This window comes from Pseudomonas sp. R11-23-07, from assembly GCF_003852295.1.
Taxonomy (GTDB): Bacteria; Pseudomonadota; Gammaproteobacteria; order Pseudomonadales; family Pseudomonadaceae; genus Aquipseudomonas.
The window spans coordinates 887637-914384 of the sequence record NZ_CP027761.1 but is presented as its reverse complement, the minus strand read 5'-3'; the positions used below and the strand labels follow the sequence as shown (position 1 = coordinate 914384).

Below are 26748 nucleotides of genomic sequence, written 5' to 3'. Positions count from 1 at the left end.
ATCGATTCGATAAAACAGCCGTTTTATCGGGGCAAACTCTCTACCCCAGGGACTTGCGATTGAAATCGCGCAGGCGGAAACCCTGCAGCAGCAACATCCCGAAGTACACCACCACGCCCGCCACCACCAGCACGCCAAGGCGCATGAAGCGCTCCAGCATATGGCCCTGGTCCCAGGCCGGCATGACATGCATCAGGCCCAGCAACACGGCAGACATCGCGGCGACCGCCACGAGCAGCTTGAGGGTGAACCCCCCCCAGCCCGGCTGCGGCTGGTACATCTGTTGTTTGCGCAGTTGATAAAACAGCAGGCCGGCATTGATGCACGCACCGGCGCTGATCGCCAACGCCAGGCCGGCATGGGCCAGCGGGCCGATAAATACCAGGTTGAGCAGTTGCGTGACGATCAGCGTGAAAATCGCGATCTTTACCGGCGTGCGGATGTTTTGCTGGGCATAGAAGCCCGGCGCCAGCACCTTGATCACGATAATACCGAGCAAGCCAACGGAGTAAGCCACCAGCGCGTGCTGGGTCATCAAGGCGTCATGGGCGTCGAACTGGCCGTATTGAAACAGCGAGACCGTCAAGGGCTCAGCCAGGATTCCCAAGGCCAAGGCGCATGGCAGCACCAGCAGGAAGCACAGGCGCAGGCCCCAGTCGAGAATGCGCGAGTACTCCTGGCGGTCCTTGCTTGCATAGGTGCGCGCCAGGGTCGGCAGCAGAATTGTCCCCAAGGCCACCCCGAGTACGCCGGACGGCAATTCCATCAGGCGGTCGGCGTAGTACATCCACGACACCGAGCCGGATACCAGCAGCGAAGCGAACGCCGTATTGATGATGAGGGATATCTGACTGACCGACACCCCGAGGATCGCTGGCAACATATTGCGCATCACGCGCCAGACGCCGGTGTCCTTGAGGTTCAGGCGCGGCAGCACGAGCATGCCGATTTTTTTCAGATGCGGCAGTTGGTAGAGCAATTGCGCCAGGCCGCCGGCCAGGACTGCCCAGCCGAGGGCCATCACCGGTGGGTCGAAGTACGGCGTGAGGAACAGCGCGAAGATAATCATGCTGACGTTGAGCAGCGTCGGCACGAATGCCGGCACCGAGAAACGGTTCCAGGTATTGAGGATCGCCCCGGCGAGGGATGACAGCGAGATCAGCACTATATAAGGAAAGGTCACGCGCAGCAGGTCGGTGGTCAGCGCAAACTTTTCCGGGGTGTTGGCAAAGCCCGGCGCCGTGGCCCAGATCACCCAGGGCGCGGCAAGTATGCCGACCAGGGTCACCAGCATCAGCACCAGGGTCAGCAGGCCCGAAACGTAGGCAATGAACGTGCGGGTTGCCTCCTCGCCCTGCTGAGTCTTGTATTCGGCCAGGATCGGCACAAAGGCCTGGGAGAACGCGCCTTCGGCGAAGATTCTGCGCAGCAGGTTAGGCAATTTAAAGGCAATAAAGAAGGCATCCGTGGCCATACTGGCGCCAAAAATGCGCGCCAGCAGGGTGTCACGCACAAACCCCAAAACCCGGGAGATCATCGTGATAGAGCTGACGGCAGCCAACGATTTGAGCAGATTCATTGAAAGAGTTTGCGCCTATAGATAAAGAGCAGGCGAACAAAGCGCCTACTTATGCGATACTGCGCGCCTGCAACAGCACAGAGCCAAAGCTCGCGAGTTTACAGGTCAAGCGCCGGAAATAAATCACCCGCCTCTTCAGATCGACCACTCAGCAGTTCGCATCAGCCGCCCTTGACAACCCATCAAGTCATCGGCATGATTCGCGGCCTATTTTGTTTGCTATTTCCTAAAAAGTCTTTCGAGGAGCTCGACGGTGGCCAACACACCTTCCGCCAAAAAACGTGCAAAACAGGCTGAGAAGCGTCGCAGCCACAACGCCAGCCTGCGTTCCATGGTTCGTACCTACATCAAGAATGTAGTTAAAGCCATCGACACCAAAGACGCTGAAAAAGCTCAAGCTGCTTACGTTCTGGCCGTGCCAGTTATCGACCGTATGGCCGATAAAGGCATCATCCACAAGAACAAGGCCGCTCGTCATAAGAGCCGCCTGAATGGCCACATCAAGGCTCTGAGCGTTCCTGCTGCAGCCTAAGTGGTAACAACTGCTACGCAGCCCAGGTTGCGAAACAGTTAAGAAATGCCCCGTACCGAAAGGTGCGGGGCATTTTTGTTTTCTGGAGTGCATAAATCAAAATGTGGGAGGGGGCTTGCTCCCGATGGCTGAGTGTCTACCACTGCATCTAGTGACTGATCCACCGCTATCGGGAGCAAGCCCCCTCCCACATTTGAATAGTGGTGCATGTTCAACCGCGCAAAAAAAACGCCCCGAACCAGTCGGGGCGTTTTTGCTACCGCTTGATCAAACCACAATCAATGGTGATGACCGCCTTCACCGTGGACGTGACCATGAGCCACTTCTTCCTGGGAAGCGTCGCGGATGGCAACGATCTTCACTTGGAAGTTCAGGCGCTGACCAGCCAGCGGGTGGTTACCGTCAACGGTCACGTCGTCGCCGTCCAGGTCGCGGATGGTCACGATCTGCATTTGGCCGTCCGGGGCGGAAGCGTGGAACTGCATGCCCACTTCCAGCTCATCAACACCTTCGAACATGCTGCGGCTCAAGGTGCTGACCAGTTCGGCAGAGTATTCGCCGTAGGCCTCTTCAGGCTCTACGGCAACGGTCAGTTCGTCACCAACTGCCTTGCCTTCCAGCGCCTTTTCCAGGCCTGGGATGATATTACCCGCGCCTTGCAGGTAGACCAGCGGCGCGCCGCCGGCTGAGCTGTCGATGACCTCACCAGCGTCGTTGGTCAGGGTATAGTCGATGGAGACAGCCTTGTTAGCGGCGATCGTCATGGGGCGAGACCTTTTGCATAAGAATGAAGAACGGACAAGTCTAAACAAGGATTTGCCCGAAAGCGAACAGAACCCGGACAGACGGGGCCGACCAACGGTCGCGACGATCAGCGGATTCCACCAGGACGACGACCTGCACTGGGTCGTCGAGCTGTCCTGCGGCCACACCCAGCATCTGCGCCACCAGCCGCCATGGCAGTCGCGCGCCTGGGTGCTCGACCCCGCGCAGCGCCTTGAAAAAATCGGCCAGCCCTTTGCGTGCGGCTGGTGTGCGCAACACCCCGAATAACGATAACCTTGGCGCCTGATTCGCGGTAGGCACTCACGCATAGAGTGCCACCCCAGCCATGCACCTCCAGAGAATTCGCATGCAGACTTTTTTTATCGCGCCCACCGATTTTGGTGTGGGTCTGACCTCCATCAGCCTTGGGCTGGTGCGTACCCTGGAACGGGCCGGGCTGAAAGTCGGTTTCTTCAAACCGATTGCCCAGCCACACCCTGGCGATACCGGCCCCGAGCGTTCTACCGAACTGGTGGCGCGCACCCACGGCCTGAAGCCGCCGCAACCCCTGGGCCTGGCCCATGTTGAGCGCATGCTCGGCGACGGCCAGCTCGATGAGTTGCTCGAAGAAATCATCACGCTGTACCAGCAAGCCGCCGTGGGCAAGGACGTGCTGATCGTCGAAGGCATGGTGCCGACCCGCAGCGCCAGCTATGCGGCACGGGTCAACCTGCACCTGGCCAAGAGCCTGGATGCCGAAGTGATCCTGGTCTCGGCCCCGGAAAATGAAGTGCTCACCGAACTGTCCGGCCGCGTGGAATTGCAGGCGCAACTGTTCGGCGGCCCGAAAGACCCGAAAGTGCTGGGCGTGATCCTCAACAAGGTGCGCACCGAGGAAAGCATGGAGGCCTTCTCGGCGCGCCTCAAAGAGCACTCGCCGTTATTGCGCAGCGGTGATTTCCGCCTGCTCGGTTGCATCCCCTACCAGCCCGAACTCAACGCGCCGCGTACCCGCGACGTGGCCGACCTGATGGGCGCGCAGATCCTCAACGCCGGTGACTATGAAACCCGGCGCATGACCAAGATCATCATCTGCGCGCGCACCATGCGCAACACCGTGGAGCTGCTCAAGCCCGGCGTGCTGGTGGTGACGCCGGGCGATCGCGACGACATCATCCTCGCCGTCAGCCTGGCCGCGATCAACGGCGTACCGCTGGCCGGCCTGTTGCTGACCAGCGACACCCTGCCCGACCCGCGCATCATGGATTTGTGCCGTGGCGCGTTCCAGGCCGGGTTGCCGGTACTGTCGGTGAGCACCGGTTCCTACGACACCGCCAACCAGCTCAACAGCCTTAACAAGGAAATCCCCATCGATGACCGCGAGCGCGCGGAGATCATTACGGACTTCGTCGCCAGCCACCTCGATGCGCGCTGGCTGCACCAACGCTGCGGCACCCCACGGGAGATGCGCTTGTCACCGGCGGTATTCCGCTACCAGTTGATCCAGCGCGCCCAGGCCGCCAACAAGCGCATCGTGCTGCCCGAAGGCAGCGAGCCGCTGACCGTGCAGGCCGCCGCGATCTGCCAGGCGCGCGGCATCGCCCGCTGTGTGCTGCTGGCCAAGCCGGCGGACGTGGAAGCGGTGGCTCGGGCCCAGGGTATCGAACTGCCGGAAGGCCTGGAGATACTCGACCCGGACCTGATCCGCCAGCGCTACGTCGAACCAATGGTCGCACTGCGCAAGAGCAAGAGCCTGAATGCGCCAATGGCCGAGCAGCAACTGGAAGACACCGTGGTGATCGCCACCATGATGCTGGCCCTGGACGAGGTGGACGGCCTGGTGTCCGGGGTGGTCCACTCCACCGCCAACACCATCCGCCCGGCCCTGCAGCTGATTAAAACGGCGCCGGGCTGCACCTTGGTATCGTCGGTGTTCTTCATGCTGTTCCCCGAGCAGGTGCTGGTGTATGGCGACTGCGTGATGAACCCGCACCCAAGCGCTGCGGAGCTGGCGGAAATCGCTCTGCAGAGCGCCGATTCGGCCGCCGCGTTCGGCATCGTCCCGCGCGTGGCGATGATCAGCTATTCCAGCGGCGAGTCGGCCAGCGGTGAGGAAGTGGAAAAAGTCCGCGAAGCCACCCTGCTCGCCCACGAGCAACAGAGCTCGTTGCTGATCGACGGCCCGCTGCAATACGACGCCGCCGCCAATGAAAGCGTGGCCCGGCAACTGGCGCCCAACAGCCAGGTCGCCGGCAAGGCCACGGTGTTCGTGTTCCCCGACCTGAATACCGGCAACACCACCTACAAAGCCGTGCAACGCAGCGCCGATTGCGTAAGCCTGGGGCCGATGCTTCAGGGCCTGCGCAAACCGGTCAACGACCTGCCGCGCGGCGCCCAGGTGGACGACATCGTGTACACCATCGCCCTGACCGCGATCCAAGCCGCCAACCGACCTATGGATATCTAAATGCTGGATTTTCTACCTGCCGCCGTACGCGGAGTAATCGCTTCCCTGCTGTTGGCGCTGAACACAATCCTGTTGTGCTCGTTCCTGTTTATCGTGGCGCTGTTCAAGGCCCTGCCCTTCGCCAAGCGCTTGAGCGAAGGCTTGATGAACCACACGCACGAGGCCTGGGTCAGCAACAACAAGGCTTGGATGAACCTGGTACGGCGCACCCGCTGGCACTTGAGCGGCCTTGAAGGCCTGGACTATCAACACTCGTACCTGGTCACCAGCAACCATCAGAGCTGGGTGGACATCATGGTGCTGCAATACGTGCTCAATCGACGCATTCGCCCGCTGAAGTTTTTCCTCAAGCAGGAGCTGATCTGGGTGCCGGTGATTGGTCTGGCGTGGTGGGCGCTGGGCTTTCCGTTCATGAAGCGTTACTCCAAGGCTTATCTGGAGAAACACCCGGAGAAGAAAGGCAAAGACCTGGAAACCACGCGCAAGACCTGTGCGAAATTTCGCAACAACCCGGTGGGCATCTTCAACTTTGCCGAGGGCACGCGCTTTACGCCGGGCAAGCACGCACAGCAGAAGTCACCGTTTCGCTATTTGCTCAAACCCAAGGCCGGCGGGATTGCGTTTGTGCTGGATGCCATGGGTGAGCAGTTGAAGTCGCTGGTCAACGTGACCATTCACTATCCTGGCGGGCGTCCTGGTTATTGGGATTTGCTGTGCGGGAATGTGAAGGATGTGGTGGTGCAGTTTGAAGAGGTGCGGATTCCGGTCGAGTTTATCGGCAAGAATTATGAGCAGGATGGGGAGTATCGACTGGCGTTCCAGGGCTGGATCAACCAGCTGTGGGAAGACAAGGATGTGTTGCTGGAACAGCTGCACACAGAATTTCCTGGCAAAAGGTGATCACCCTGTGGGAGGGGGCTTGCTCCCGATGGCGGCGTGTCAGTCAGTACAGCTGTTACTGATCCACCGCTATCGGGAGCAAGCCCCCTCCCACATTTGACTGAGTTGTTTTCAAGGCCCCATAAAAAAACCCGCCAACATGGCGGGCTTTTTTGTGCGCGTGACGCTTAGATCGCGCCGCGCTGACGCAACAACTCCAGCACTTGCTTGACGCTCTCTTCCAGCGACAACGCCTGGGTGTCGATCACAAGATCAGCATTCAACGGCACGTCATACGGGAAGGATTCACCGGGGATGTTATCCCCGCCCGCCGCGTACAGCCCTTGCGGATCACGCTCGGCACACACCTGCGGCGACGCCTGCACATACACGGTCAGCAAACGATCGCTGCCGATCAGCACCTTGGCCTGTTCGCGGCCTTCGGCATCCGGGGCGACGAACGCGGCCAGGGTCAGCAGGCCGGCTTCGTTGAACTGGCGCGCCACGTGAGCGGCACGGCGCCAGTTCTCGGTACGCCCGGCGCGGTCCTGCGGCAGACCTTTGTTGAGGTCGTGACGCAAGTTCTGGCCATCCAGCACAAACACCGCACGTCCCATGTCGAAAAGCCTGCGCTCGACCGCATACGCCAGGGTGCTCTTGCCGGCGCCGGACAGGCCGCTGAACAGCACGGTGGCCGGTTGCTGGCCGAAACGCAGGGCGCGTTCTTCGGTGGCGACATGGGCCAACTTGCCGTGCTTCGCCGCGCTGCCATGGGTGACTGGCGGGGCGATGATCATGCCGGCGGCCACGGTGCCGTTGGTCAAGCGGTCGATGATGATAAACGCGCCAGTGGTGCGGTTGCTGTCGTAACCGTCCAACGCAATAGCCGCGTCAAGGCTGACCTTGACCCGGCCAATCTCGTTCAATTGCAGCGAACTCGCCGGGCCTTCGGCCAGGGTATTCACGTCCACGCGGTGCACAATATTGGTGATGGAGCCTGGCACATAGCTGGTGGCGCGCTTGATGTCGTACTTCTTGCCCGGCAGCATCGGTTCTTCGGCCATCCACACCAGCATGGCGTCGAAGGCGTCGGTCACTTGCGGCACGTTGTCGGCATGCACCAGCAGGTCGCCACGGGAGATGTCGATCTCGTCTTCCATGGTCAGGGTCACGGCCTGGCCTGGGCCCGCCTGTTCCAGCTCGCCCTCGAAGGTGACGATGGATTTGACGCGGCTGCTCTTGCCCGACGGCAGCACCACGACGTCGTCGCCCTTGTGCACGATGCCGCTGGCCAGGGTGCCGGCGAAACCACGGAAGTTCAGGTTCGGCCGGTTGACGTACTGCACCGGGAAACGCAGGTCGGTGTAGTTGCGGTCGTTGGCGATCTCGACGGTCTCGAGAATCTCCATCAGCGACTGCCCGGTGTACCACGGCGAACGCTCGCTCTTGTTCACCACGTTGTCGCCCTTGAGCGCCGACATCGGCACGAAAGCCAGGGTGCTCGGCTTGAACGCGATACCGTCGGCGAACTTCAGGTAATCGGCCTTGATCGACTCGAATACGCTCTGGTCAAAACCATTGATGTCCATCTTGTTGACGGCCACCACGATGTGTTTGATGCCCAGCAACGAGGCGATGAAGCTGTGGCGACGGGTCTGGGTCTGCACGCCGTAGCGCGCGTCGATCAGGATAATCGCCAGGTCACAGGTGGACGCACCGGTGGCCATGTTGCGGGTGTACTGCTCATGGCCCGGGGTATCGGCAATGATGAATTTGCGCTTGGCGGTGGAGAAGTAGCGGTAGGCGACATCGATGGTGATGCCCTGCTCACGCTCGGCCTGCAGGCCGTCGACGAGCAGCGCCAGGTCGATGTCGTCACCGGTGGTGCCGGACTTCTTCGAATCGCGGGTGATGGCTTCCAAGTGATCTTCGTAGATCATCTTGGAGTCGTGCAGCAGTCGCCCGATCAGGGTGCTCTTGCCGTCATCGACGTTGCCGCAGGTCAGGAAGCGCAACATTTCCTTGCGCTCGTGCTGGCCCAGGTAGGCGAGGATGTCCTCGCTGATCAAATCAGATACGTGCGACATGACAACCCCTTAGAAATAACCCTGACGTTTTTTATCTTCCATGGAGCCAGCGCCATCATGGTCGATGACCCGGCCCTGGCGCTCGGAAGTTCGCGTCAGGAGCATTTCCTGAATGATGTCCGTCAGCGTTTCGGCTTCGGACTCCACCGCGCCCGTCAACGGGTAGCAGCCAAGGGTGCGGAAACGGACTTTCTTTTTGACGATTCGGGCTTTGTCTTCGTCGGACAGGTGCTCGAGGATGCGGTCGTCGTCGATCATGATCAACGTGCCGTTCTTCTCGATCACGTCGCGCTCGGCGGCGAAGTACAGCGGCACGATCGGGATACCTTCCAGGTAGATGTACTGCCAGATGTCCAGCTCGGTCCAGTTGGACAGCGGGAATACCCGGATCGATTCGCCCTTGTTGACGTTGCCGTTGTAGACGTTCCACAGCTCCGGGCGCTGGTTTTTCGGGTCCCAGCGGTGCTTGCTGTCGCGGAACGAGTACACGCGCTCTTTGGCGCGGGATTTCTCTTCATCGCGACGGGCGCCGCCGAAGGCTGCGTCGAAACCATGCTTGTCCAGGGCCTGCTTGAGGCCTTCGGTCTTCATGATGTCGGTGTGCTTGGCGCTGCCGTGGGTAAACGGGTTGATGTTCTGCGCCACGCCATCGGGGTTGATGTGGGTGATCAGGTCCAGCCCCAGTTCCTCGACCATCTTGTCGCGGAACTTGTACATTTCCTGGAATTTCCAGCGGGTGTCGACGTGCATCACCGGAAACGGCAATTTGCCCGGGAAGAACGCCTTGCGGGCCAGATGCAGCATCACGGCGGAGTCTTTACCGATCGAGTAGAGCATCACCGGGTTATCGAACTCGGCGGCGACCTCGCGGATAATGTGGATGCTTTCCGCCTCCAGCTGTTTCAGATGCGTCAGTTTGTCGACCATGGCTACTCACGGAAAAACGATCGTGTGGACGGCCAGCGGGCCGTGTTCGAGCGGGGCATGCTAGCACAGCACCTGCTTCTATTCAGGGCGCCAACTAGATCGAAACGGTATATGAATATACCCCCAAGTTTGGCCTGAAACTCGGTCAAGTGCGGGAGGGGGCTTGCTTCCGATAGCGGTATGTCAGGCAATCTATCTGTTACTGATCCACCGCTATCGGGAGCAAGCCCCCTCCCACATTTGCCTCGGCTGTGTGGCTTAGATCGGGTTCGGGCAATCGATGAAGATATGCTCCAAGGCAAAGCGTCGTGCCAGGTAATCCCCCAACGCCTGCACGCCATAGCGCTCGGTGGCGTGATGGCCGGCGGCGATGAAACTGATGTCGTTTTCCCGCGCGCTGTGGAAGGTCTGCTCCGAGGCTTCGCCGCTCAGGTACAGGTCGACACCGGCAGCCACTGCCTGGTCGATATACCCCTGGCCGCCCCCGGTGCACCAGCCGACGCGGCGGATCATTTCACTGCCTTCGATCAGCAGCGGCTCTCGGCCCATCACGTCCTGCACGCGACGGGCAAAGTCGCGCGGCGACAGCGGCTCGGCGAGCGAGCCGACCAGGCCTACGACCTTTGGGTTGCCTGGGTCGAGCGGGCCTTCGACGGTGATGTCCAGTTGCTTGGCAAGCTGCACGTTATTGCCAACGTCAGGGTGCAGATCCAGGGGCAGGTGGTAAGCCAGCAGGCTGATGTCATGCTTGAGCAAGGTTTTCAGGCGACGTTGCTTCATGCCGGTGATGCAGGGGTTTTCGCCCTTCCAGAAATACCCGTGGTGCACCAGGATCAGGTCGGCCCGCGCTTCGACGGCGGCGTCCAGCAGGGCTTGGCTGGCGGTGACGCCGCTGACGATGCGCATCACCTGCGGCCGGCCCTCCACTTGCAGGCCGTTGGGGCAATAATCGGCGATTTTCAAGCTGCCAAGGTAGCGGTCCGCTTCCTCGACGAGGGTGGTAAGGGGGACGGCCATAAAAGACTCCTAAATATCCCGTTCGCTGGCGTCGCAGCCTCGTATAATGCGCGTCATTATGGGCGCTCCCGCGCCCCCTGCAACCTGTCAGGACTTACTTGATGCTCAAGGCGCTGCGTTTTTTTGGATGGCCATTGCTGGCTGGCGTGCTGATCGCGATGCTGATCATTCAGCGTTATCCACAGTGGGTTGGCCTTCCCAGCCTTGATGTGAACCTGCAACAGGCCCCGCAAACCAGCACCGTGGTGCAAGGCCCGGTGACCTATGCGGACGCCGTGACCATCGCCGCCCCTGCCGTGGTCAACCTGTACACCACCAAGGTCATCAACAAGCCGGCGCATCCGTTGTTCGAAGACCCGCAGTTTCGCCGCTACTTCGGTGACAACGGGCCCAAGCAACGCCGCATGGAGTCGAGCCTCGGTTCCGGGGTGATCATGAGCCCCGAAGGCTACATCCTCACCAACAATCACGTGACCACCGGCGCCGACCAGATCGTGGTGGCCCTGCGTGATGGCCGCGAGACCCTGGCTCGCGTCGTGGGCAGCGATCCGGAAACCGATCTTGCGGTACTGAAAATCGACCTGACGAACCTGCCCTCGATTACCCTCGGCCGCTCCGATGGCCTGCGCGTAGGTGACGTGGCGCTGGCCATCGGCAACCCGTTCGGCGTCGGCCAGACGGTGACCATGGGCATCATCAGCGCCACCGGGCGTAACCAGTTGGGCCTTAACAGCTACGAAGACTTCATCCAGACCGACGCGGCGATCAACCCCGGCAACTCCGGCGGCGCGCTGGTGGATGCCAATGGCAACCTGACGGGTATCAACACGGCGATTTTCTCCAAGTCCGGCGGTTCCCAGGGCATCGGTTTTGCGATCCCGGTGAAGCTGGCGATGGAGGTAATGAAGTCGATCATCGAGCACGGCCAGGTGATTCGCGGCTGGCTGGGCATTGAAGTGCAACCCTTGACCAAGGAACTGGCCGAGTCGTTCGGCCTGACCGGGCGCCCTGGCATCGTAGTCGCGGGGATCTTCCGCGACGGCCCGGCGCAGAAAGCCGGCCTGCAATTGGGCGATGTGATCCTCAGCATCGACGGCGCTCCGGCCGGTGATGGCCGCAAGTCGATGAACCAGGTGGCGCGGATCAAGCCGACCGATAAGGTGGCGATCCAGGTGATGCGCAACGGCAAGGAAATCAAGCTGTCGGCGGAAATCGGCCTGCGCCCACCGCCAGCCACGGCGCCGGTAAAAGAAGAGGAATAAGCGGCATCGCCCAGGTGCCCGTTCGCGGGCACTTGAAAGATGATATTACATAACAATTCATCTCATTAGACATGTTATATTGTTTCAATACCGACATTGGAACGCTCTATCATGCCGTCTCGAAAGTTTGCGCCCCTGGCCGGCCTGGCCCTGGGCTTGCTGCTCGACCCCGCCTACGCCGAAGAAAACACCCTGGAACTGGACACCATCAGCGTCACCACCGACGCTTATGAGTCGGCGATCAGCCCGGTGCAGGGCTACCGCGCGACCCGCTCCGCCAGTGCCACCAAGACCGATACCGCCCTGCGCGACATCCCGCAATCGATCAGCGTGATTCCTGCCACGGTGCTCAAGGACCTGGGCAGTACCAGCGTGGAACGCGCTTTAGAGTTTGCGGGCGGCGTCTCCAAACAGAACAACTTCGGCGGCCTGACCCTTTACGAATACAGCGTACGCGGCTTCACCACCTCGGAGTTCTATCAGGATGGCTTCAGTGCCAATCGCGGTTACCCGAGCACGCCGGACGCCGCGAATATCGAGCGCATCGAAGTGCTCAAGGGGCCTGCCGCCAGTTTGTATGGGCGTGGCGATCCGGGCGGCACGGTAAATATCGTCACCAAGAAGCCCCAGCCGGAAGCCTTCACGACCCTGCAAACCAGTGCCGGCAGTTGGGACCGCTATCGCACAGCCCTCGACGTCAACACACCGCTGGACGCCGAGGGCAATGTGCTGTCACGGGTCAATCTGGCAGTGGAAGACAACCACAGCTTCCGTGATCACGTCGAGAGTAAGCGCGTGTTCGTCGCGCCTTCGTTCAGCTGGCAGCTGAACCCGGACACCCGCCTGCTGGTGGAAAGCGAATTCGTGCGCCACAGCTCGACCTTCGATCGCGGCATCGTCGACGCACCTGGGGTATCACGCTCCACCTTCCTCGGCGAACCCAACGACGGCGACATCGACAACCACAACAATCGCATCCAGGCCGCCCTGGAACATCACCTCAACGATGCCTGGACACTGCGCCTGGCCAGCCACTACAAACAGGGCAGCCTGTGGGGCGACGCGTCGGAAAACCGTGCACTGAATGCAGACGGCCACACCCTCAACCGCCGCTACCGCGAGCGCTCCATGGGTTGGCACGACAGCATCACCCAGCTGGAACTGCGCGGCCTGTTCGACGTGGGCAGTTGGCAGCATGAACTGCTGATCGGCACGGAATACGAGGACTACCGCAAGAAGGAGCGCGTGACGACCATCGGCGGCAGCGCCTACCCCATCGACCTCTACAAGCCGGTGTACGGCCAGACAAAACCCAATGGCACGCGCTCCGGCACCGATATCTTCGAACAGACCCAAAGCCATGCGCTGAACCTGCAGGACCAGATCATCTTCACCGACCGCCTGCGCGGCATGCTGGGCGCGCGCGTCGAGCATTTTGAACAGCGCACCGACGATTTTGCCCGCAACCACGCCAAAAGCCGGCAAACCCACGATGCCCTCACCCAGCGTGCCGGCCTGCTCTATCAACTGACGCCGCAGGTGGGGGTATTCGCCAACGCCTCCACCTCGTTCAAGCCCAACAGCGGTGTGGATGCCGGCGGTCAGACCTTCAAACCCGAAGAAGGCGTGGGGTACGAAGTAGGGATCAAGACCGAGCTGTTCGACGACCGCCTCAGCGCCACCCTCGCCGCCTTCCATATCGAAAAGGAAAACGTGCTGACCCTGGACCCGTCGACCAACACCAACCGCGCCATGGGCAAGGCGCGCAGCCAGGGGTTCGATCTGCAACTGACCGGGCAAGTCACCGACGCCATCCGCGTGATCGGCGCTTTCGCCTACATCGACGCCGAAGTGACCAAGGGTGATAACACCATTCCGGCAGGCAGCCGCATCCTCGGCGTGGCCAAGCGCAGCGGCAGTCTGTTGGGGGTGTATGAGTTCCAGGACGGCGCGTTACGCGGTTCGGACCTGGGGGCGGCGTTTACCTATGTCGGTGATCGCTCCGGTGAAGCGGGCACAGGCTTCGAACTGCCCGCCTACCACACCGTCGATCTGCTCGCGCATTACAAGGCAACGGAAAATGTCACCGTGGGCCTGAACCTCAACAACCTGTTCGATGAGCACTATTACGAGCGGTCCTACAGCAGCTACTGGGTCAACCCCGGTGAGCCGCGCAACCTCACGCTCAGCCTGACCCTCAATCTCTAGCCGGCACAGTACTAATGTGGGAGGGGGCTTGCCCCCGATGGCAGTGTGTCAGTCTCAACTTTCCTGACTGATGCACCGCTATCGGGGCATAGGTATCTACACAACTTTGTAGCAGCCTAAGTAACCACGATGCGAAGCGAGCCGCTCTTGATCTTGCTCTTGATCTAGGCGCCCCGTTAAACCACGCTGGCCGGAATTCGACAGTGATTTGGGGGGTAAACCGGCAGGGATGCCGGTTTAGCCGCCCCGCGCCATGGATGGCGCGTGGCGGCGGCCCCCCAAATCACTGTCGGATTACGGGCACACCGAGCCTAAGCGAGGTGCCGAGTGGTGGGGCAAGAGCGTTTTGCTTACTTTTGCGCTTTTCAAAAGTGAGACGCCGTAAGGGCGGAATCCATAGCAGCCGTTACCGCAGCAACGGATATGTACTCGCCCTGATCCAGCATCCTGGTCGGCTGTCAGGCCGCCATCGGGAGCAAGCCCCCTCCCACATTTGGATCGCGCGGCATCAGTCAGATAGCTATAGGCCGCCAGGTCGCCACGGGAGCAAGCTCCCTCGCCACAGGTTCAGGGCTACGCCAAAGTTGTGTAGATATCTATGGCTATCGGGGGCAAGCCCCCTCCCACATTTGGCTATTCGCACGGCTTAATTACAGTGAAACAGGCGCCCGTTCACACAAGGTATTGAGCGCCGCAGCCCATTGCGGGTCATCATTCAGGCAGGGCACCAACACCAACTCCTCGCCCCCGGCCTCACGGAACTGCTCCCGCCCGCGATCACCGATCTCCTCCAGAGTCTCGATGCAATCGGCGACAAACGCCGGGCACATCACCAGCAGTTTTTTCACGCCTTGTTGCGCCAAGGCTTCAAGACGCGCTTCGGTGTAGGGCTCGATCCACTTGGCGCGGCCCAGGCGGGACTGGAACGCCACCGACCATTTGCCGTCCGGCAACCCCAGCCGCGCGGCCACATCCCGGGCAACGCTGAAACACTGCGCGCGGTAGCAGGTGGCAAGCACCTCCGGGGACGCGTTCCTGCAGCAGTCAGCGTCTTTGAAGCAATGCTGGCCCGTGGGGTCGAGCTTGGTCAGGTGACGCTCAGGCAAGCCGTGGAAACTCAACAGCAGGTGATCGTAATCCTGTTCTACATAAGGCCGCACACTCGCCGCCAAGGCATCGAGGTACTCAGGCTGATCGTAGAACGGCTGCAGGATCGAGAATTGCACCTTGAGTTTCTTGTCGCGCACCACGCGCCTGGCTTCCTCGATCACCGTGGTCACGGTGCTGTCGGCAAACTGCGGGTACAGCGGCGCCAGGGTCACTCTCTGGATGCCCTGGGCGGCCAGGCGCGTCAACACCGTTTCAAGCGAAGGCTCGCCATAACGCATCGCCAGTTCCACCGGGCCCTGGGTCCATTGCGTGGTCATCTGCTGCTGCAGGCGACGGCTGAGGACCACCAGCGGCGAGCCCTCCTCCCACCAGATGGACGCATAGGCATGCGCCGACTGCTCGGGACGCTTGATCAGGATCAGCGACACCAGCAGGCGGCGCACCGGCCACGGCAGGTCGATCACATAAGGGTCCATCAGGAACTGATTGAGGTAGCTGCGCACATCGGCCACCGAAGTGGAGGCCGGTGAGCCCAGGTTGACCAGTAACAACGCGTGATCCGTCATGCAACATCCTATCTCTAGAGGCGGCTGGACAAGTCGTCCAGGGCCGCACGCAACTCAGTGAACTGGAAAGTGAAACCCGCCGCCAGCAGCCGCTCAGGCAGGGCCTTTTGCCCGCCCAGCAACAAGCCCGACAACTCGCCCAAGCCGACCTTCAGCGCAAAGGCCGGCATCGGCATGAACGCCGGGCGGTGCAGCACCTGGCCCAACGTCTGGGCAAATTCGCGGTTACGCACCGGGTGTGGCGCGCAGGCATTATAAGGACCGCTGGCGTCAGCCTTGTGCAGAAGAAAATCAATCAGGGCGATTTGATCCTGGATATGCACCCACGGCATCCATTGCCGACCATTGCCGATCGGCCCGCCCAGCGCCAGTTTGAACGGCAGCAGCAGGCGCGACAAAAAGCCGCCCTCGGCCGCCAGCACCAGGCCGGTACGCACCAGCACCACACGAATGCCCAGGGCCTCGGCCCGCACGGCGGTTTCTTCCCAGGCGATACACAACTGGCTGGGGAAATCGTCCAGCACCGGGCCGCACGCTTCAGTCAGTTCGCGCTCGCCGCCGTCGCCATACCAACCCACCGCAGACCCGGAGATCAGCACCGCCGGTTTTTGTTCCAGGCCTTCCAGCCATGCCAGCAGGCTTTCGGTCAGGCTGATGCGGCTGCTCCACAGCAAAGCCTTACGTTTGTGGGTCCAGGGACGGTCGGCGATGGGCGCACCTGCGAGGTTGACCACCGCATCGACGCCGCCGATCACGTCCTGCAAGCGCCCGACAGCCGCCACTTGCGCGCCGCAGACCCGCGCAACGGCATCGGGTTTGCGGCTCAACACGGTCAAGCGATGGCCCTGGGCAAGCCAGTGCCGGCACAGTTGACGGCCGATCAAGCCGGTACCGCCGGTCAGCAAAATATGCATGGGACGCTCCTCATGTAACGTTCGCCGCCGCTCACTGGTCTATTTTATAAGCAGGCATCAATTTGATAATCGAGCGTGACGGGCGTTTACGCCATAGCTTAACCATAGGTCACACCACACAATCAGGCACGCCAAAACTTATACCAAAAAACAATATTGTACAGCTATTGGTGTCGGCGTAGTCTGTACCCAACGGTAAAACGAGGCCTCCCATGACTGTCCCCATTGCGATCATCGGTACCGGCATTGCCGGTCTCTCCGCCGCCCGAGCGTTACGAGACGCGGGGCACGTTGTACAACTCTTCGATAAAAGCCGCGGCAGCGGCGGCCGTATGTCCAGCAAGCGTAGCGATGCCGGTGCCCTGGACATGGGCGCACAGTACTTCACCGCGCGTGATCGGCGCTTCGTCAATGAAGTGCAGCGCTGGCAAAGCCATGGCTGGGCGCAACGTTGGAAACCCCAGCTGTACAACTTCAAGTCCGGCCAACTGACGCCCTCCCCCGATGAACAGATCCGCTGGGTCGGTACACCGCGCATGAGCGCCATTACCCGCGCCCTGCTCGATGACCTGCCGGTGGAATTCGGTTGCCGCATCACCGAGGTGTTCCAGGGCACCCAGCACTGGAACCTGCTCGACGCCGATGGCGGCCATCACGGCCCGTTCAGCCATGTGGTCATCGCCACGCCGGCGCCCCAGGCTACCACCCTGCTGGCCGCCGCACCGAAACTGGCGAGCGTCGTGGCCGGGGTGAAAATGGACCCGACCTGGGCCATCGCCCTGGCCTTCGATACGCCCCTGGATACACCGATGGAAGGCTGCTTCGTGCAAGACAGCGCCCTCGACTGGCTGGCGCGCAACCGCAGCAAACCGGGGCGTGACGTCACCGTCGACACCTGGGTGCTACATGCCACCAGCACCTGGAGCAAGGCGCACCTGGACCTGCCCAAAGAGGCCGTGATCGAACACTTGCACGGCGCCTTCGCCGAGTTGCTGCATTGCACCATGCCCGCGCCTTCATTCAGCCTGGCGCACCGCTGGCTCTACGCCCGACCGTCCAGCAGTCATGAATTCGGCGTGCTGGCCGATGCCGACCTGGGCCTGTTCGTCTGCGGCGACTGGTGTTTGTCGGGGCGTGTCGAAGGTGCCTGGCTCAGCGGCCAGGAGGCGGCGCGACGGTTGATCGAGCACCTGCAATGAATCGCATCAATCCGGCCAAATTGCTATTGTCGAAATGGACAGCCACCTTGCCGAAAAACAAGGAAAAACACTTCCTCGTCACCGAACTGTTTCGTGACGAGGAAGGCACCGTGCTGGAGATCGAGCTGCAGGCGGTGATGACCCGACGAACCGAGCGCGTTGGCTGGCAAACATTGCAGAATACGGATAGCTGGAAAATGGGATGGCAGTAAGTCCTGCGAAAAAAAACCTGTACAAAATAATTGACTTGTACAAGATCAAATCTATGATGAAATTAGTTGTACAGTAATTCGCACCTGTACAGGAATTTCACAGAGGTTTGCCCATGCCCCATTCCGTGAAACCCAAGATCGGCATCAGTGCCTGCCTGCTGGGCGAGAACGTGCGTTTCAACGGCGGGCATAAACAATCCCTGTTGTGCAGCCAGACCCTGGCCGACTACTTCGACTACGTGCCGCTGTGCCCTGAAGTCGCAATCGGCTTGGGCATCCCCCGCGAAACCATTCGCCTGGTCGGCGACGCGGATAATCCCCAGGCCGTGGGCACCGTCCACCGCGAACTCAACGTGACCCAGCCACTGGATGAATACGGGCAGGCGATGGCGCGTGAACATACCGACCTGTGCGGCTACATCTTTATGCAGAAATCGCCGTCCTGTGGCCTGGGGCGGGTCAAGGTTTACCGTGAGAACGGCGCACCGGTGGATGGCGGGGCGCGCGGTATCTACGCCCAGGCATTCTGCGCGCGCCACCCCAACTTGCCGGTGGAAGAAGACGGCCGTCTGAATGACCCGGTATTGCGAGAAAATTTCCTCACCCGCGTGTTCGTCTACGCCAGCTGGCAGCAACTGCTCGCCGATGGCCTGACGCGTCATCGCCTGCTGGCCTTTCACTCGCGCTACAAATACTTGCTGATGGCCCACAGCCCGGCGCACTACAAAAGCCTCGGCCAGTTGCTCGGCACCATGGGCAAGGATGACAACCTCGACGAGTTGGCCACCTGCTACTTCTGCGAACTGATGACGGGCCTTAAAAGGTGCGCCACCCGCGGTACCCACACCAATGTGCTGCAACACATCAGCGGCTACCTCAAGGCGTCGATCAGCGTCGACGACAAGCAGGAAATGCAAACCATCATCGGCCAATACCGCCAAGGCATCGTGCCTCTGGTGGTACCGCTTACCCTGCTCAAGCATCACTTTCGTCAACACCCGGACCGCTACATTGCGCAGCAGGCCTACCTGCAACCGCACCCGGAAAATCTCAGCCTGCGTAATGCGATCTAAGCCATGAACGTTGCCCTGCAAGACGAAACCGGCGAAGACATCGCCCAAGCCCTGAAAAATGGCTGGCTACCGATCCGCGAGGTGGCGCGCCAGACCGGCGTCAACGCCGTGACTCTGCGCGCCTGGGAACGCCGCTACGGCCTGATCGTGCCCCAGCGCACGCCCAAAGGGCACCGGTTGTTCAGCGCCGAACATGTGCAACGCATCCACGCCATCCTCACCTGGCTCAATCGGGGCGTGCCGGTCAGCCAGGTAAAAGGCTTGATCGACTCCGCCCAGGCCAACCCCGAGCCGATGGAAAATGAATGGCACGCCTTGCGTCAAACCTTGGTCAATGCCATTGGCGAATTGGCTGAACGCCGGGTCGACGATGCCTTCAACCAAGCCATGGCGCTCTACCCGCCACGCACCTTGTGCGAGCAGTTGATGCTGCCGCTGCTCAGCGAGCTTGAACAGAAATGGCAGGGTCAATTCGGCGCGCAGATGGAGCGGGTGTTTTTCCTGTCCTGGCTGCGCAGCAAGTTTGGCGCGCGGATTTACCACAACAATCGTCAACTCCACGGCACTCCGTTGCTGCTGGTCAACCACTCCGACTTACCCCTGGAACCGCACCTGTGGCTCAGTGCCTGGCTGGCCAGCAGCGCCGACTGCCCGGTGGAGGTGTTCGATTGGCCGCTGCCCGCCGGCGAACTGGCCCTGGCGGTAGAACACCTGCAACCGCGCGCGGTGCTGCTGTATTCAAGCAAAGCGCTGCAGGTCCCGGCACTCACCAAACTGCTGGCCGGCGTTGGTTGCCCGATACTGATTGCCGGCCCCACGGTGTGCATCCACCACGCCGAGTTGGCCGCACTCACCCATGACCTTCCCGACGTGTTCGTCGCCGAAGACCCGTTGTCGGCCCATCAGATATTGCTCCAGCGTGGAATCGTCTAAATGCACTTGATCTGGCTGCGCACCGACCTGCGCCTTCACGACAACACCGCCCTGGCTGCCGCAAGCCAGCGAGGCCCGGTCGCGGCGGTTTACCTGATCACACCGCAACAATGGCTGGCCCACGATGACGCGCCCTGCAAGGTCGACTTCTGGCTGCGCAACCTCCAGGCACTGAGCCAGGCGCTGGCAGCCCTGAACATCCCGCTGTTGATCCGTCACGCCGACACCTGGGACCAGGCGCCCGGCGTATTGAGCCAGCTGTGTCGGGAGCTCAAGGTGCAATCGGTGCACGTCAACGACGAATACGGTATCCACGAGAGCCGGCGCGACGCCGCCGTGGCCCAGGCGTTGGAAGCCCAGGGCGTGACCTTCCACCATTACCTGGACCAGCTGTTTTTCCAGCCAGGCAGCGTGTTGACCCAGTCCGGCACCTACTTCCAGGTATTCAGCCAGTTCCGCAAAGTCTGTTACACCCGCCTGCACAGTGCCTTGCCGCGCCTGGTGGCAAGCCCCAAGGCCCAGGCCAGGCTCGACGTGAAAAGCGACGTCATCCCCACCCGCGTTGAAGGGCTCGCGCCACCCAGTGAAACCTTGCGCGCCCTGTGGCCCGCCGGTGAAGACGAAGCGCGCCGCCGCCTCGACGCCTTTGCAGACGAGCAGATCAGCTATTACAAAGACGAGCGCGACTTCCCCGCCAAGTCCGGCACCAGCCAGCTGTCCGCCTACCTGGCCGCTGGAGTCGTGTCGCCACGCCAGTGCCTGCACGCGGCGTTGCAGTCCAACCAGGGCGAGTTCGAAAGCGGCGACATCGGCACGATCACCTGGATCAACGAACTGCTGTGGCGTGAGTTCTACAAACACATCCTGGTGGGTTACCCACGGGTCTCGCGCCATCGTGCGTTCCGCCCCGAAACCGAAGCCGTGGCCTGGCGCAACGCGCCCGAGGACCTGGCCGCCTGGCAGCAAGCGCGCACCGGTTTGCCGATTATCGACGCGGCCATGCGCCAACTGCTGGAAACCGGCTGGATGCACAACCGCCTGCGCATGGTGGTGGCGATGTTCCTGACCAAGAACCTGCTGATCGACTGGCGCGAGGGCGAGCGCTTCTTCATGCGGCACCTGATCGACGGCGACTTGGCGGCCAACAACGGCGGCTGGCAGTGGAGTTCGTCGACGGGCACCGATTCGGCGCCGTATTTCCGGATTTTCAGCCCGCTGAGCCAGTCGGAAAAATTCGACAGCGAAGGCCTGTTCATCAAGCACTGGCTGCCGGAGCTGGCCGCGCTGAACAAGAAGGACGTGCACAACCCGCAAGCCGCCGGCGGTTTGTTCGGCATCGCCGATTACCCGCGCGCCATTGTCGACCTGAAACACTCCCGCGAGCGCGCCCTTGCCGCCTTTCGCAGCCTGCCCACGCGTCCAGAGAGGAGAATGGGATGAGCCTGACACCGCCCCGTCGTTATTGGTTGACCGGCGCCAGCAGTGGCATCGGCGCCGCGCTGGCCGTGGAGCTGCTCAACAGCGGCGCCCATGTGGCGCTCAGCTCGCGCACTAAAGGCCCATTGGCAGCACTCGCCCAGCGTTATCCGGGGCAGGTGCTGGTGGTGGCCGGCGACTTGACCAACAGCCAGACCGTACGCGAAATCGGTGAACGAATCGGCGAAGCCTGGGGGTCGCTGGATACGGTGATCCTCAACGCCGGCACCTGTGAGTACGTCGACGCCCGGCAGTTCGATGCGTCGATTGTCGAACACGTGGTGCGCACCAACCTGCTGGCCAGCAGTTATTGCATCGAAGCCGCGCTGCCGCTGTTGCGTGCCGGGCGTACGCCACACCTGGTGGGCGTGGCCAGCGCCGTGACCTACCTGCCCATGCCACGTGCCGAAGCCTATGGTGCCTCGAAGGCGGGGCTGCGCTACTTGTTCGAATCCCTGCGTATCAGCCTGTCGCCCGAGAACATCGACGTCACGGTGATCAGCCCGGGGTTTGTCGACACGCCCCTGACCGAACGCAATGATTTTCCCATGCCGTTGAGCTGGTCGGCCGACAAGGCGGCGAAGCATATCTTCGCCAAACTGGAAAAGCGCCCGCTGGAGATCGCCTTTCCGGCCATGTTCATCGCCACCTTGTGGCCGCTGTCGAAGCTGCCTAACCGGGCCCAACTGATCATCGGCAAACGCATGTTGCGCAGCCCGCCGCCGCACAAGGACGACCTGTGAAGATCGCCATTATCGGCAGCGGCATCGCCGGGCTGACCAGCGCCTACCTGCTCAGTCGGCGCCACGACATCACACTGTTCGAGGCGGGTGACTGCCTCGGCGGGCATACCCATACGGCCAACGTGACGGTCGAGGGCCAACGCTATGCGGTGGACACCGGTTTTATTGTGTTCAACGACTGGACCTATCCCAATTTCATCCGCCTGCTGGAGCAGATCGGCGTCAGGTTCAAACCTACCGAGATGAGTTTCTCGGTGTGCGACCCGAGCGCGGGGTTCGAATACAACGGCAATAACCTCAACAGCCTGTTTGCCCAGCGTAGCAACATGCTGTCGCCAGGGTTCTGGGGCATGCTGCGCGATATTCTGCGCTTCAATCGCCAGGCGCCGCAGGACCTGCAAGCGCAGCGCATCAGCGCCGACATGACCCTGGGTGATTATCTCGACGCCGGCGGTTATGGCCCGCGCTTTATCCGCCACTACATCGTGCCGATGGGCGCGGCGATCTGGTCGATGTCCTTGGCCGACATGCTCAAGTTCCCCTTGCAGTTCTTCGTGCGTTTCTTCAAGAACCACGGTTTGCTGTCGGTGAGCAATCGCCCGCAGTGGTGCGTGATCGAAGGCGGCTCCAGCTGTTATATCGAACCGCTGGCCCGCAGCTTCCGCGATCACGTACGCCTCAACTGCCCTGTGCATAACGTGCAACGCACCGACGACGGTGTGGTTATCCACAGCGCGGCCGGCAGCGAGACGTTCGATCGCGTGGTCTTCGCCTGCCACAGCGACCAGGCCCTGGCATTGCTCGCCGACCCCAGCCTGGCCGAACAGCAAATCCTTGGCGCCCTGCCCTATGCCGACAATGACGTGGTGCTGCACACCGACACCCGACTGCTGCCCGACCGCAAGCTGGCCTGGGCCAGTTGGAACTACCGGCTGAGCGGCAGTCAGCAGCATCAGGCCGCTGTCACCTACGACATGAACATCCTGCAAGGCATCGACAGCGCCACCACCTTTTGCGTGAGCCTCAACCAGACGTCGATGATCGATCCGCTGAAGATCCTGGCGCGCTACACCTATGCCCATCCGCAATACAGCCTGGCAGCGGTGGCCGCGCAAGCGCGCTGGGAAGAATTGCATGGCGCGCGCAACACGTTCTACTGCGGCGCCTACTGGGCCAACGGTTTCCATGAAGACGGCGTGGTCAGCGCCCTGCGCGTGGCCCAGGCCTTTGGGGAAACCCTGTGAACAGCGCCCTGTACAGCGGCTGGATCGCCCATCGTCGGTTTGCGCCCAAGGCCCATGCCTTTCGCTACCGCATCGGCCTGCTGTACCTGGACCTCAGCGAAGAGGACGCGGTGCTCGCGCTCTCCCCCCTGGCCGGCGGGAGCCGCCTGGCGCCGTTCGGCTTTCGCCAGCAGGACTACCTGCGCCAATTCACGCGCCACGGCCTGGGTTTGAGCGACGCGGTGCGCCAGGAAGTCGGCAAGGCCCTGGGGCGCACCCCGCAGGGCGCTATCTACCTTCTGACCCAGGCCCGCAGTTGGGGCCTGGCGTTCAACCCGGTGAGTTTCTTCTATTGTTTCGAGGCCGACGGGCAGCTGGCGGCGATCCTGTGTGAAGTCACCAACACCCCCTGGCGCGAGCGCTATCACTACGTGTTGCCGGCCCAGGCACTGGGCGCCGATGAACACCAGCACTTCGCCGTGGCCAAGGCATTCCATGTGTCGCCCTTCCTGCCGCGCGACCTGGAATACCGCATGAGCTTCAGCCCGCCGGCCGCCCGGCTCGGCGTGCACATGGCCGATTGGCAAGGCGCGCATAAAGTCTTCGACGCCACCTTGAGCCTGCAAAAAGAGGCCTTGAACCGCGCCAGCCTGCATCGCTATCTATGGCGCTTTCCCTGGATGACCGCCAAAACTTGCCTCGCGATCTACTGGCAGGCCCTGCGCCTGCTGCTCAAACGCACACCGATTTTCCCCCACCGAGCCGCCGAAGGCGTCTCCAGCACCGCAGTCGGGTATACCAAGGACCGCCGCCATGAAATCCCCTAGCTTATCGGTCAAGACCAATCGCCTGAACGTCAACGGCATCAGCGCTGCGCTATTGCGCAAAGGCGTGTTGCGCCAACTCAGCCAATTGCGCCATGGGCAATTGGTGATCGTCGAGGACGGCGAGCGACAAGTGTTCGGCGCACGGGAAGCGCACCTGCTGGGGGAGATCCAGATCCTGGATTCGGCGGCGTGGGGCCTGGTGGCCGCCAACGGCTCTATCGGCGCCGGCGAGGCATTTATCCACGGTTATTGGAGCAGCCCGGACCTGACCGCCGTGGTGCGGGTGATGGTCAGCAACCTCGACGTGCTTGATGCGATGGAAGGTGGCCTGGCCCGCCTGGCGCGGCCGTTCACCCAGGGCCTGCACTGGCTCAACCGCAACACGCGCAAGGGCTCGCAGAAAAACATCGCGGCCCATTACGACCTGGGCAACGACCTGTTCGAGGCGTTTCTCGACCCGACCATGATGTATTCGGCAGCGCAATTTCTCAGCGCCGACGACACCCTGGAACAGGCGCAACTGAACAAGCTGGAACGCATCTGCCAGAAACTGTCGCTCAAGCCCACTGACCACCTGCTGGAAATCGGCACCGGCTGGGGCAGCATGGCGCTGTACGCGGCGCAGCATTATGGTTGCAAGGTCACCACGACCACCTTGTCCAAAGAGCAGTTTGCCTACACCGCGCAGCGCATCGCGGCGGCGGGCCTGCACAGTCAGGTGACGGTGCTGCTGCAGGACTACCGCGACCTCACGGGTGAGTACGACAAGCTGGTGTCCATCGAAATGATCGAAGCGGTAGGCCATCGCTTCCTGCCCACGTATTTCAAGCAGTGTGCGCATTTGCTCAAACCCGACGGCCTGATGCTGCTGCAAGCCATCACCATCCGCGAACAACGCTTTGAGCAGGCCAAGCACAGCGTCGACTTCATTCAACGCTACATCTTTCCCGGCGGCGCCCTGCCCAGTGTGCAGAACATGCTGCAGATCGTCTGCCGCGACACCGACATGAACCTGCTGCACATGGAAGATTTCGGCCTGCACTACGCACGAACCCTGCGCCTGTGGCATGAGAACTTTCGCCGCGCCCATGGCCGCCTCGCGGAGCTTGGCTACGACGAGTACTTTCTGCGCTTGTGGGAGTTCTACCTGTGCTACTGCGAGGGCGGCTTCATGGAGCGCACGATTGGCACCGCGCAGTTACTGCTGGCCAAGCCTGCGGCAATCAACCCGCCGTTGCTCGGGCGCTTCAGTGCTTAAATCCCTGGCGAATGCCGCGTTGTTCCAGTGCGGCTGGTTTGCCTGTGTGCTCGGCGGCGACAGCCTGTGGCTGCTGGTGGGGCTGGCGGTATTGGTGATCAACCTGCTGTGGATAAGTCCGCTGGCGGATGACGGGGTGCTGATCATCGGCGTGACGCTCGCCGGCACGCTGCTCGACACGCTGTTGCGCACCCTGGGGGTATTCCACTTCAGCGAACCAGGGCCGTTGATTCCGTTCTGGTTGATGCTGCTGTGGGCATTGCTGGCCACCACCCTGCGCCACTGCCTGGCCTGGAGCGCCCGGCCGTGGTGGCGTGCCGCCCTGTTGGGGGCGGTGGGTGGGCCGTTGTCGTATTACGCCGGCAGCCAATTGGCTGGCGTGCAGTTTGGCTATGGACTGGGGCCGACAATGGCCGGGCTGGCGGTACTTTGGGCTGCAGTGTTTGTCGGCATGCAGCGGCTGGCTCACTGACGTCCGTCGCGCATTCCTACACCCATGGCCTGCTTGGCTTACACTGCGCGCCTATGACCAACATCCCTCACATTCAAATCACCGAACCCGCCGTCACCTGCTCGACGTGCGCGGCCTGCTGCTGCCAGCTGGAAGTCATGCTGATCACCGACACCGGCGTGCCGCAGCGCTATATCGATACCGACGACTGGGGCGGCGAAGTGATGCTGCGCCTGGATGACGGCTGGTGTGCGGCGCTGGACCGGAACACGATGATGTGCACGATCTATGAGCTTCGGCCGTTGATATGCCGGGAATTCGAGATGGGGGCGCCGGAGTGCCTGGAAGAGCGTGCAGGTATTGCTACGGTCTATCGCTGATACTGAAATGCGTAGGGATCCAAATGTGGGAGGGGCTTGCTCCCGATAGCGGCCTGTCAGTCAAATTAAGAGTGACTGACATGACGCTATCGGGAGCAAGCCCCCTCCCACATGGATTTGCTGTGTCTTTACAACGGCATGGTGTAGTGCAGCGCGTAGCTCTCTACCCCATCGTTGTTGCTGCTGATCCCGGCGTTGGAATAATGCGTGGCGCGAATGCCTACTTCATGCCCGCCGGCAAACCGCAGGCCGAAACCCAGGCGGTCTTCGAACTGGAAAGACTGGCCGATGTTGTTGTCTTCCAGTTGGGTGCGGGAGAACAACGCCACGCCGATCCCGGCCTCGATGTAGGGTTTGACCGACTCGCCGGCAAACTCATACACAAACACCGGCGAGAACGACAGGCTGCTGGCGCCTGCACGGTCATCACCTTCCCAATACGTGTAAGCGCCGCTCCAGTAGCCTGTCAGGCGACCGACATTGCTCTGCATCCAGCTTTTGTCCCAATCCGAGGTCAGGCCCAGACGGTAGGTCAGCGTTGAATCGCTGGTGCTGCCCAGCCCGAACTCCAGGCCGGCGGCCTGGGTGGTAATAGAGTGTCCCACCATCACAGCCGCAATAGCAGCCATACAGAACAAGCGCTTCATAGAAACTACCTTT

Annotated in this window: 25 protein-coding genes; 17 read left to right on the top strand and 8 right to left on the bottom strand. The window is 61.5% G+C overall.

What is annotated here, in order from left to right; all coding sequences use genetic code 11:
- Positions 1 to 40: 40 nt before the first annotated feature.
- Complete coding sequence (gene murJ, locus C4J84_RS03925; protein WP_124369536.1) at positions 41 to 1579, bottom strand: murein biosynthesis integral membrane protein MurJ; 1539 nt, start codon at positions 1577 to 1579, stop codon at positions 41 to 43.
- Positions 1580 to 1832: 253 nt separating this feature from the next.
- Between murJ and rpsT the strand changes: the two genes are divergently transcribed.
- Positions 1833 to 2111, top strand: coding sequence for a 30S ribosomal protein S20 (gene rpsT / locus C4J84_RS03920; RefSeq protein ID WP_003188401.1), 279 nt, complete (start codon positions 1833 to 1835; stop codon positions 2109 to 2111).
- A gap of 278 nt (positions 2112 to 2389) precedes the next feature.
- Here the strand turns inward: rpsT and C4J84_RS03915 are convergent, their stop codons facing one another.
- The gene (locus C4J84_RS03915; protein ID WP_124369535.1) at positions 2390 to 2875 is read right to left on the bottom strand and encodes a peptidylprolyl isomerase; all 486 of its coding nucleotides are present in this window, start codon (positions 2873 to 2875) and stop codon (positions 2390 to 2392) included.
- Between C4J84_RS03915 and C4J84_RS03910 the strand changes: the two genes are divergently transcribed.
- The 3 genes from C4J84_RS03910 (at position 2874) to C4J84_RS03900 (ending at position 6243) form a co-directional block, all read left to right on the top strand.
- Positions 2874 to 3164: a DUF3565 domain-containing protein gene (locus tag C4J84_RS03910; RefSeq protein WP_164487559.1), complete on the top strand. Its 291-nt coding sequence runs from the start codon at positions 2874 to 2876 to the stop codon at positions 3162 to 3164. The genes C4J84_RS03915 and C4J84_RS03910 overlap by 2 nt on opposite strands.
- 79 nt (positions 3165 to 3243) lie before the next feature.
- On the top strand, positions 3244 to 5343 hold the full coding sequence (gene pta, locus C4J84_RS03905; RefSeq protein ID WP_124434944.1) for a phosphate acetyltransferase: 2100 nt from the start codon (positions 3244 to 3246) through the stop codon (positions 5341 to 5343).
- Complete coding sequence (locus tag C4J84_RS03900; RefSeq protein WP_124434943.1) at positions 5344 to 6243, top strand: acyltransferase; 900 nt, start codon at positions 5344 to 5346, stop codon at positions 6241 to 6243.
- Between the two features lie 167 nt (positions 6244 to 6410).
- Here C4J84_RS03900 and cysN read toward each other — a convergent pair whose 3' ends face one another.
- The 3 genes from cysN to C4J84_RS03885 all read right to left on the bottom strand — a co-directional run bounded on the left by cysN (position 6411) and on the right by C4J84_RS03885 (position 10253).
- Positions 6411 to 8309, bottom strand: a complete 1899-nt coding sequence (cysN, locus tag C4J84_RS03895; RefSeq protein WP_124434942.1) for a sulfate adenylyltransferase subunit CysN — start codon at positions 8307 to 8309, stop codon at positions 6411 to 6413.
- A 9-nt stretch (positions 8310 to 8318) separates the two neighbouring features.
- Complete coding sequence (gene cysD / locus C4J84_RS03890) at positions 8319 to 9236, bottom strand: sulfate adenylyltransferase subunit CysD (protein ID WP_003171640.1); 918 nt, start codon at positions 9234 to 9236, stop codon at positions 8319 to 8321.
- Positions 9237 to 9494: 258 nt separating this feature from the next.
- Positions 9495 to 10253 carry a Nif3-like dinuclear metal center hexameric protein gene (locus C4J84_RS03885; protein WP_124365767.1) on the bottom strand — a complete coding sequence of 253 codons (759 nt, stop codon included), beginning with the start codon at positions 10251 to 10253 and terminating at the stop codon, positions 9495 to 9497.
- A gap of 101 nt (positions 10254 to 10354) precedes the next feature.
- Here C4J84_RS03885 and algW point away from each other — a divergent pair, with 101 nt between their 5' ends.
- Positions 10355 to 11515, top strand: a complete 1161-nt coding sequence (algW, locus tag C4J84_RS03880; RefSeq protein WP_124361218.1) for a Do family serine endopeptidase AlgW — start codon at positions 10355 to 10357, stop codon at positions 11513 to 11515.
- Between the two features lie 111 nt (positions 11516 to 11626).
- The gene (locus tag C4J84_RS03875) at positions 11627 to 13723 is read left to right on the top strand and encodes a TonB-dependent siderophore receptor (RefSeq protein ID WP_124369529.1); all 2097 of its coding nucleotides are present in this window, start codon (positions 11627 to 11629) and stop codon (positions 13721 to 13723) included.
- A gap of 650 nt (positions 13724 to 14373) precedes the next feature.
- Here the strand turns inward: C4J84_RS03875 and hemH are convergent.
- Both hemH and C4J84_RS03865 read right to left on the bottom strand, forming a co-directional pair.
- Positions 14374 to 15399: a ferrochelatase gene (hemH, locus tag C4J84_RS03870; RefSeq protein WP_124434941.1), complete on the bottom strand. Its 1026-nt coding sequence runs from the start codon at positions 15397 to 15399 to the stop codon at positions 14374 to 14376.
- 14 nt (positions 15400 to 15413) lie between these two features.
- Positions 15414 to 16313, bottom strand: coding sequence for a TIGR01777 family oxidoreductase (locus tag C4J84_RS03865; protein ID WP_124434940.1), 900 nt, complete (start codon positions 16311 to 16313; stop codon positions 15414 to 15416).
- 212 nt (positions 16314 to 16525) lie between these two features.
- On the opposite strand from C4J84_RS03865, the gene C4J84_RS03860 reads away from it, so the two are divergent.
- The 11 genes from C4J84_RS03860 (at position 16526) to C4J84_RS03810 (ending at position 26088) form a co-directional block, all read left to right on the top strand.
- The gene (locus tag C4J84_RS03860) at positions 16526 to 17512 is read left to right on the top strand and encodes an NAD(P)/FAD-dependent oxidoreductase (RefSeq protein WP_124434939.1); all 987 of its coding nucleotides are present in this window, start codon (positions 16526 to 16528) and stop codon (positions 17510 to 17512) included.
- A complete protein-coding gene (locus C4J84_RS03855) occupies positions 17509 to 17724 on the top strand; it encodes a TIGR02450 family Trp-rich protein (protein ID WP_124365762.1) in 216 nt (71 codons plus the stop codon). The genes C4J84_RS03860 and C4J84_RS03855 overlap by 4 nt, the downstream gene beginning before the upstream one ends.
- A gap of 113 nt (positions 17725 to 17837) precedes the next feature.
- A complete protein-coding gene (locus C4J84_RS03850) occupies positions 17838 to 18797 on the top strand; it encodes a DUF523 and DUF1722 domain-containing protein (protein ID WP_124434938.1) in 960 nt (319 codons plus the stop codon).
- 3 nt (positions 18798 to 18800) lie between these two features.
- Positions 18801 to 19730: a MerR family transcriptional regulator gene (locus C4J84_RS03845; RefSeq protein ID WP_124428638.1), complete on the top strand. Its 930-nt coding sequence runs from the start codon at positions 18801 to 18803 to the stop codon at positions 19728 to 19730.
- Positions 19731 to 21170, top strand: coding sequence for a deoxyribodipyrimidine photo-lyase (gene phrB, locus C4J84_RS03840; RefSeq protein ID WP_124434937.1), 1440 nt, complete (start codon positions 19731 to 19733; stop codon positions 21168 to 21170).
- The gene (locus C4J84_RS03835) at positions 21167 to 21949 is read left to right on the top strand and encodes an SDR family oxidoreductase (protein WP_124369522.1); all 783 of its coding nucleotides are present in this window, start codon (positions 21167 to 21169) and stop codon (positions 21947 to 21949) included. The genes phrB and C4J84_RS03835 overlap by 4 nt, the downstream gene beginning before the upstream one ends.
- Entirely contained in the window at positions 21946 to 23193 is a 1248-nt protein-coding gene (locus tag C4J84_RS03830; RefSeq protein WP_124369521.1) for an NAD(P)/FAD-dependent oxidoreductase, read from the top strand. The genes C4J84_RS03835 and C4J84_RS03830 overlap by 4 nt, the downstream gene beginning before the upstream one ends.
- Positions 23190 to 23999, top strand: a complete 810-nt coding sequence (locus C4J84_RS03825; RefSeq protein ID WP_124369520.1) for a DUF1365 domain-containing protein — start codon at positions 23190 to 23192, stop codon at positions 23997 to 23999. Before C4J84_RS03830 ends, C4J84_RS03825 begins: the two co-directional genes overlap by 4 nt.
- Positions 23986 to 25257 carry a cyclopropane-fatty-acyl-phospholipid synthase family protein gene (locus tag C4J84_RS03820; RefSeq protein ID WP_124365755.1) on the top strand — a complete coding sequence of 424 codons (1272 nt, stop codon included), beginning with the start codon at positions 23986 to 23988 and terminating at the stop codon, positions 25255 to 25257. The genes C4J84_RS03825 and C4J84_RS03820 overlap by 14 nt, the downstream gene beginning before the upstream one ends.
- Positions 25250 to 25729 carry a DUF2878 domain-containing protein gene (locus C4J84_RS03815; protein ID WP_124361205.1) on the top strand — a complete coding sequence of 160 codons (480 nt, stop codon included), beginning with the start codon at positions 25250 to 25252 and terminating at the stop codon, positions 25727 to 25729. The genes C4J84_RS03820 and C4J84_RS03815 overlap by 8 nt, the downstream gene beginning before the upstream one ends.
- A gap of 53 nt (positions 25730 to 25782) precedes the next feature.
- Entirely contained in the window at positions 25783 to 26088 is a 306-nt protein-coding gene (locus C4J84_RS03810; protein ID WP_124361204.1) for a YkgJ family cysteine cluster protein, read from the top strand.
- Between the two features lie 128 nt (positions 26089 to 26216).
- On the opposite strand, the gene C4J84_RS03805 is transcribed toward C4J84_RS03810, so the two are convergent.
- Positions 26217 to 26735 carry an acyloxyacyl hydrolase gene (locus C4J84_RS03805; protein WP_065891717.1) on the bottom strand — a complete coding sequence of 173 codons (519 nt, stop codon included), beginning with the start codon at positions 26733 to 26735 and terminating at the stop codon, positions 26217 to 26219.
- Positions 26736 to 26748: the final 13 nt, after the last annotated feature.

Bases quoted from the DNA above. Each gene is read 5' to 3' on its own strand.
- murJ (WP_124369536.1), bottom strand. From the start codon at position 1,579: ATGAATCTGCTCAAATCGTTGGCTGCCGTCAGCTCTATCACGATGATC.
- C4J84_RS03910 (WP_164487559.1), top strand. From the start codon at position 2,874: ATGGGGCGAGACCTTTTGCATAAGAATGAAGAACGGACAAGTCTAAAC.
- C4J84_RS03915 (WP_124369535.1), bottom strand. From the start codon at position 2,875: ATGACGATCGCCGCTAACAAGGCTGTCTCCATCGACTATACCCTGACC.
- pta (WP_124434944.1), top strand. From the start codon at position 3,244: ATGCAGACTTTTTTTATCGCGCCCACCGATTTTGGTGTGGGTCTGACC.
- C4J84_RS03900 (WP_124434943.1), top strand. From the start codon at position 5,344: ATGCTGGATTTTCTACCTGCCGCCGTACGCGGAGTAATCGCTTCCCTG.
- cysN (WP_124434942.1), bottom strand. From the start codon at position 8,309: ATGTCGCACGTATCTGATTTGATCAGCGAGGACATCCTCGCCTACCTG.
- cysD (WP_003171640.1), bottom strand. From the start codon at position 9,236: ATGGTCGACAAACTGACGCATCTGAAACAGCTGGAGGCGGAAAGCATC.
- C4J84_RS03885 (WP_124365767.1), bottom strand. From the start codon at position 10,253: ATGGCCGTCCCCCTTACCACCCTCGTCGAGGAAGCGGACCGCTACCTT.
- algW (WP_124361218.1), top strand. From the start codon at position 10,355: ATGCTCAAGGCGCTGCGTTTTTTTGGATGGCCATTGCTGGCTGGCGTG.
- C4J84_RS03875 (WP_124369529.1), top strand. From the start codon at position 11,627: ATGCCGTCTCGAAAGTTTGCGCCCCTGGCCGGCCTGGCCCTGGGCTTG.
- hemH (WP_124434941.1), bottom strand. From the start codon at position 15,399: ATGACGGATCACGCGTTGTTACTGGTCAACCTGGGCTCACCGGCCTCC.
- C4J84_RS03865 (WP_124434940.1), bottom strand. From the start codon at position 16,313: ATGCATATTTTGCTGACCGGCGGTACCGGCTTGATCGGCCGTCAACTG.
- C4J84_RS03860 (WP_124434939.1), top strand. From the start codon at position 16,526: ATGACTGTCCCCATTGCGATCATCGGTACCGGCATTGCCGGTCTCTCC.
- C4J84_RS03855 (WP_124365762.1), top strand. From the start codon at position 17,509: ATGAATCGCATCAATCCGGCCAAATTGCTATTGTCGAAATGGACAGCC.
- C4J84_RS03850 (WP_124434938.1), top strand. From the start codon at position 17,838: ATGCCCCATTCCGTGAAACCCAAGATCGGCATCAGTGCCTGCCTGCTG.
- C4J84_RS03845 (WP_124428638.1), top strand. From the start codon at position 18,801: ATGAACGTTGCCCTGCAAGACGAAACCGGCGAAGACATCGCCCAAGCC.
- phrB (WP_124434937.1), top strand. From the start codon at position 19,731: ATGCACTTGATCTGGCTGCGCACCGACCTGCGCCTTCACGACAACACC.
- C4J84_RS03835 (WP_124369522.1), top strand. From the start codon at position 21,167: ATGAGCCTGACACCGCCCCGTCGTTATTGGTTGACCGGCGCCAGCAGT.
- C4J84_RS03820 (WP_124365755.1), top strand. From the start codon at position 23,986: ATGAAATCCCCTAGCTTATCGGTCAAGACCAATCGCCTGAACGTCAAC.
- C4J84_RS03810 (WP_124361204.1), top strand. From the start codon at position 25,783: ATGACCAACATCCCTCACATTCAAATCACCGAACCCGCCGTCACCTGC.
- C4J84_RS03805 (WP_065891717.1), bottom strand. From the start codon at position 26,735: ATGAAGCGCTTGTTCTGTATGGCTGCTATTGCGGCTGTGATGGTGGGA.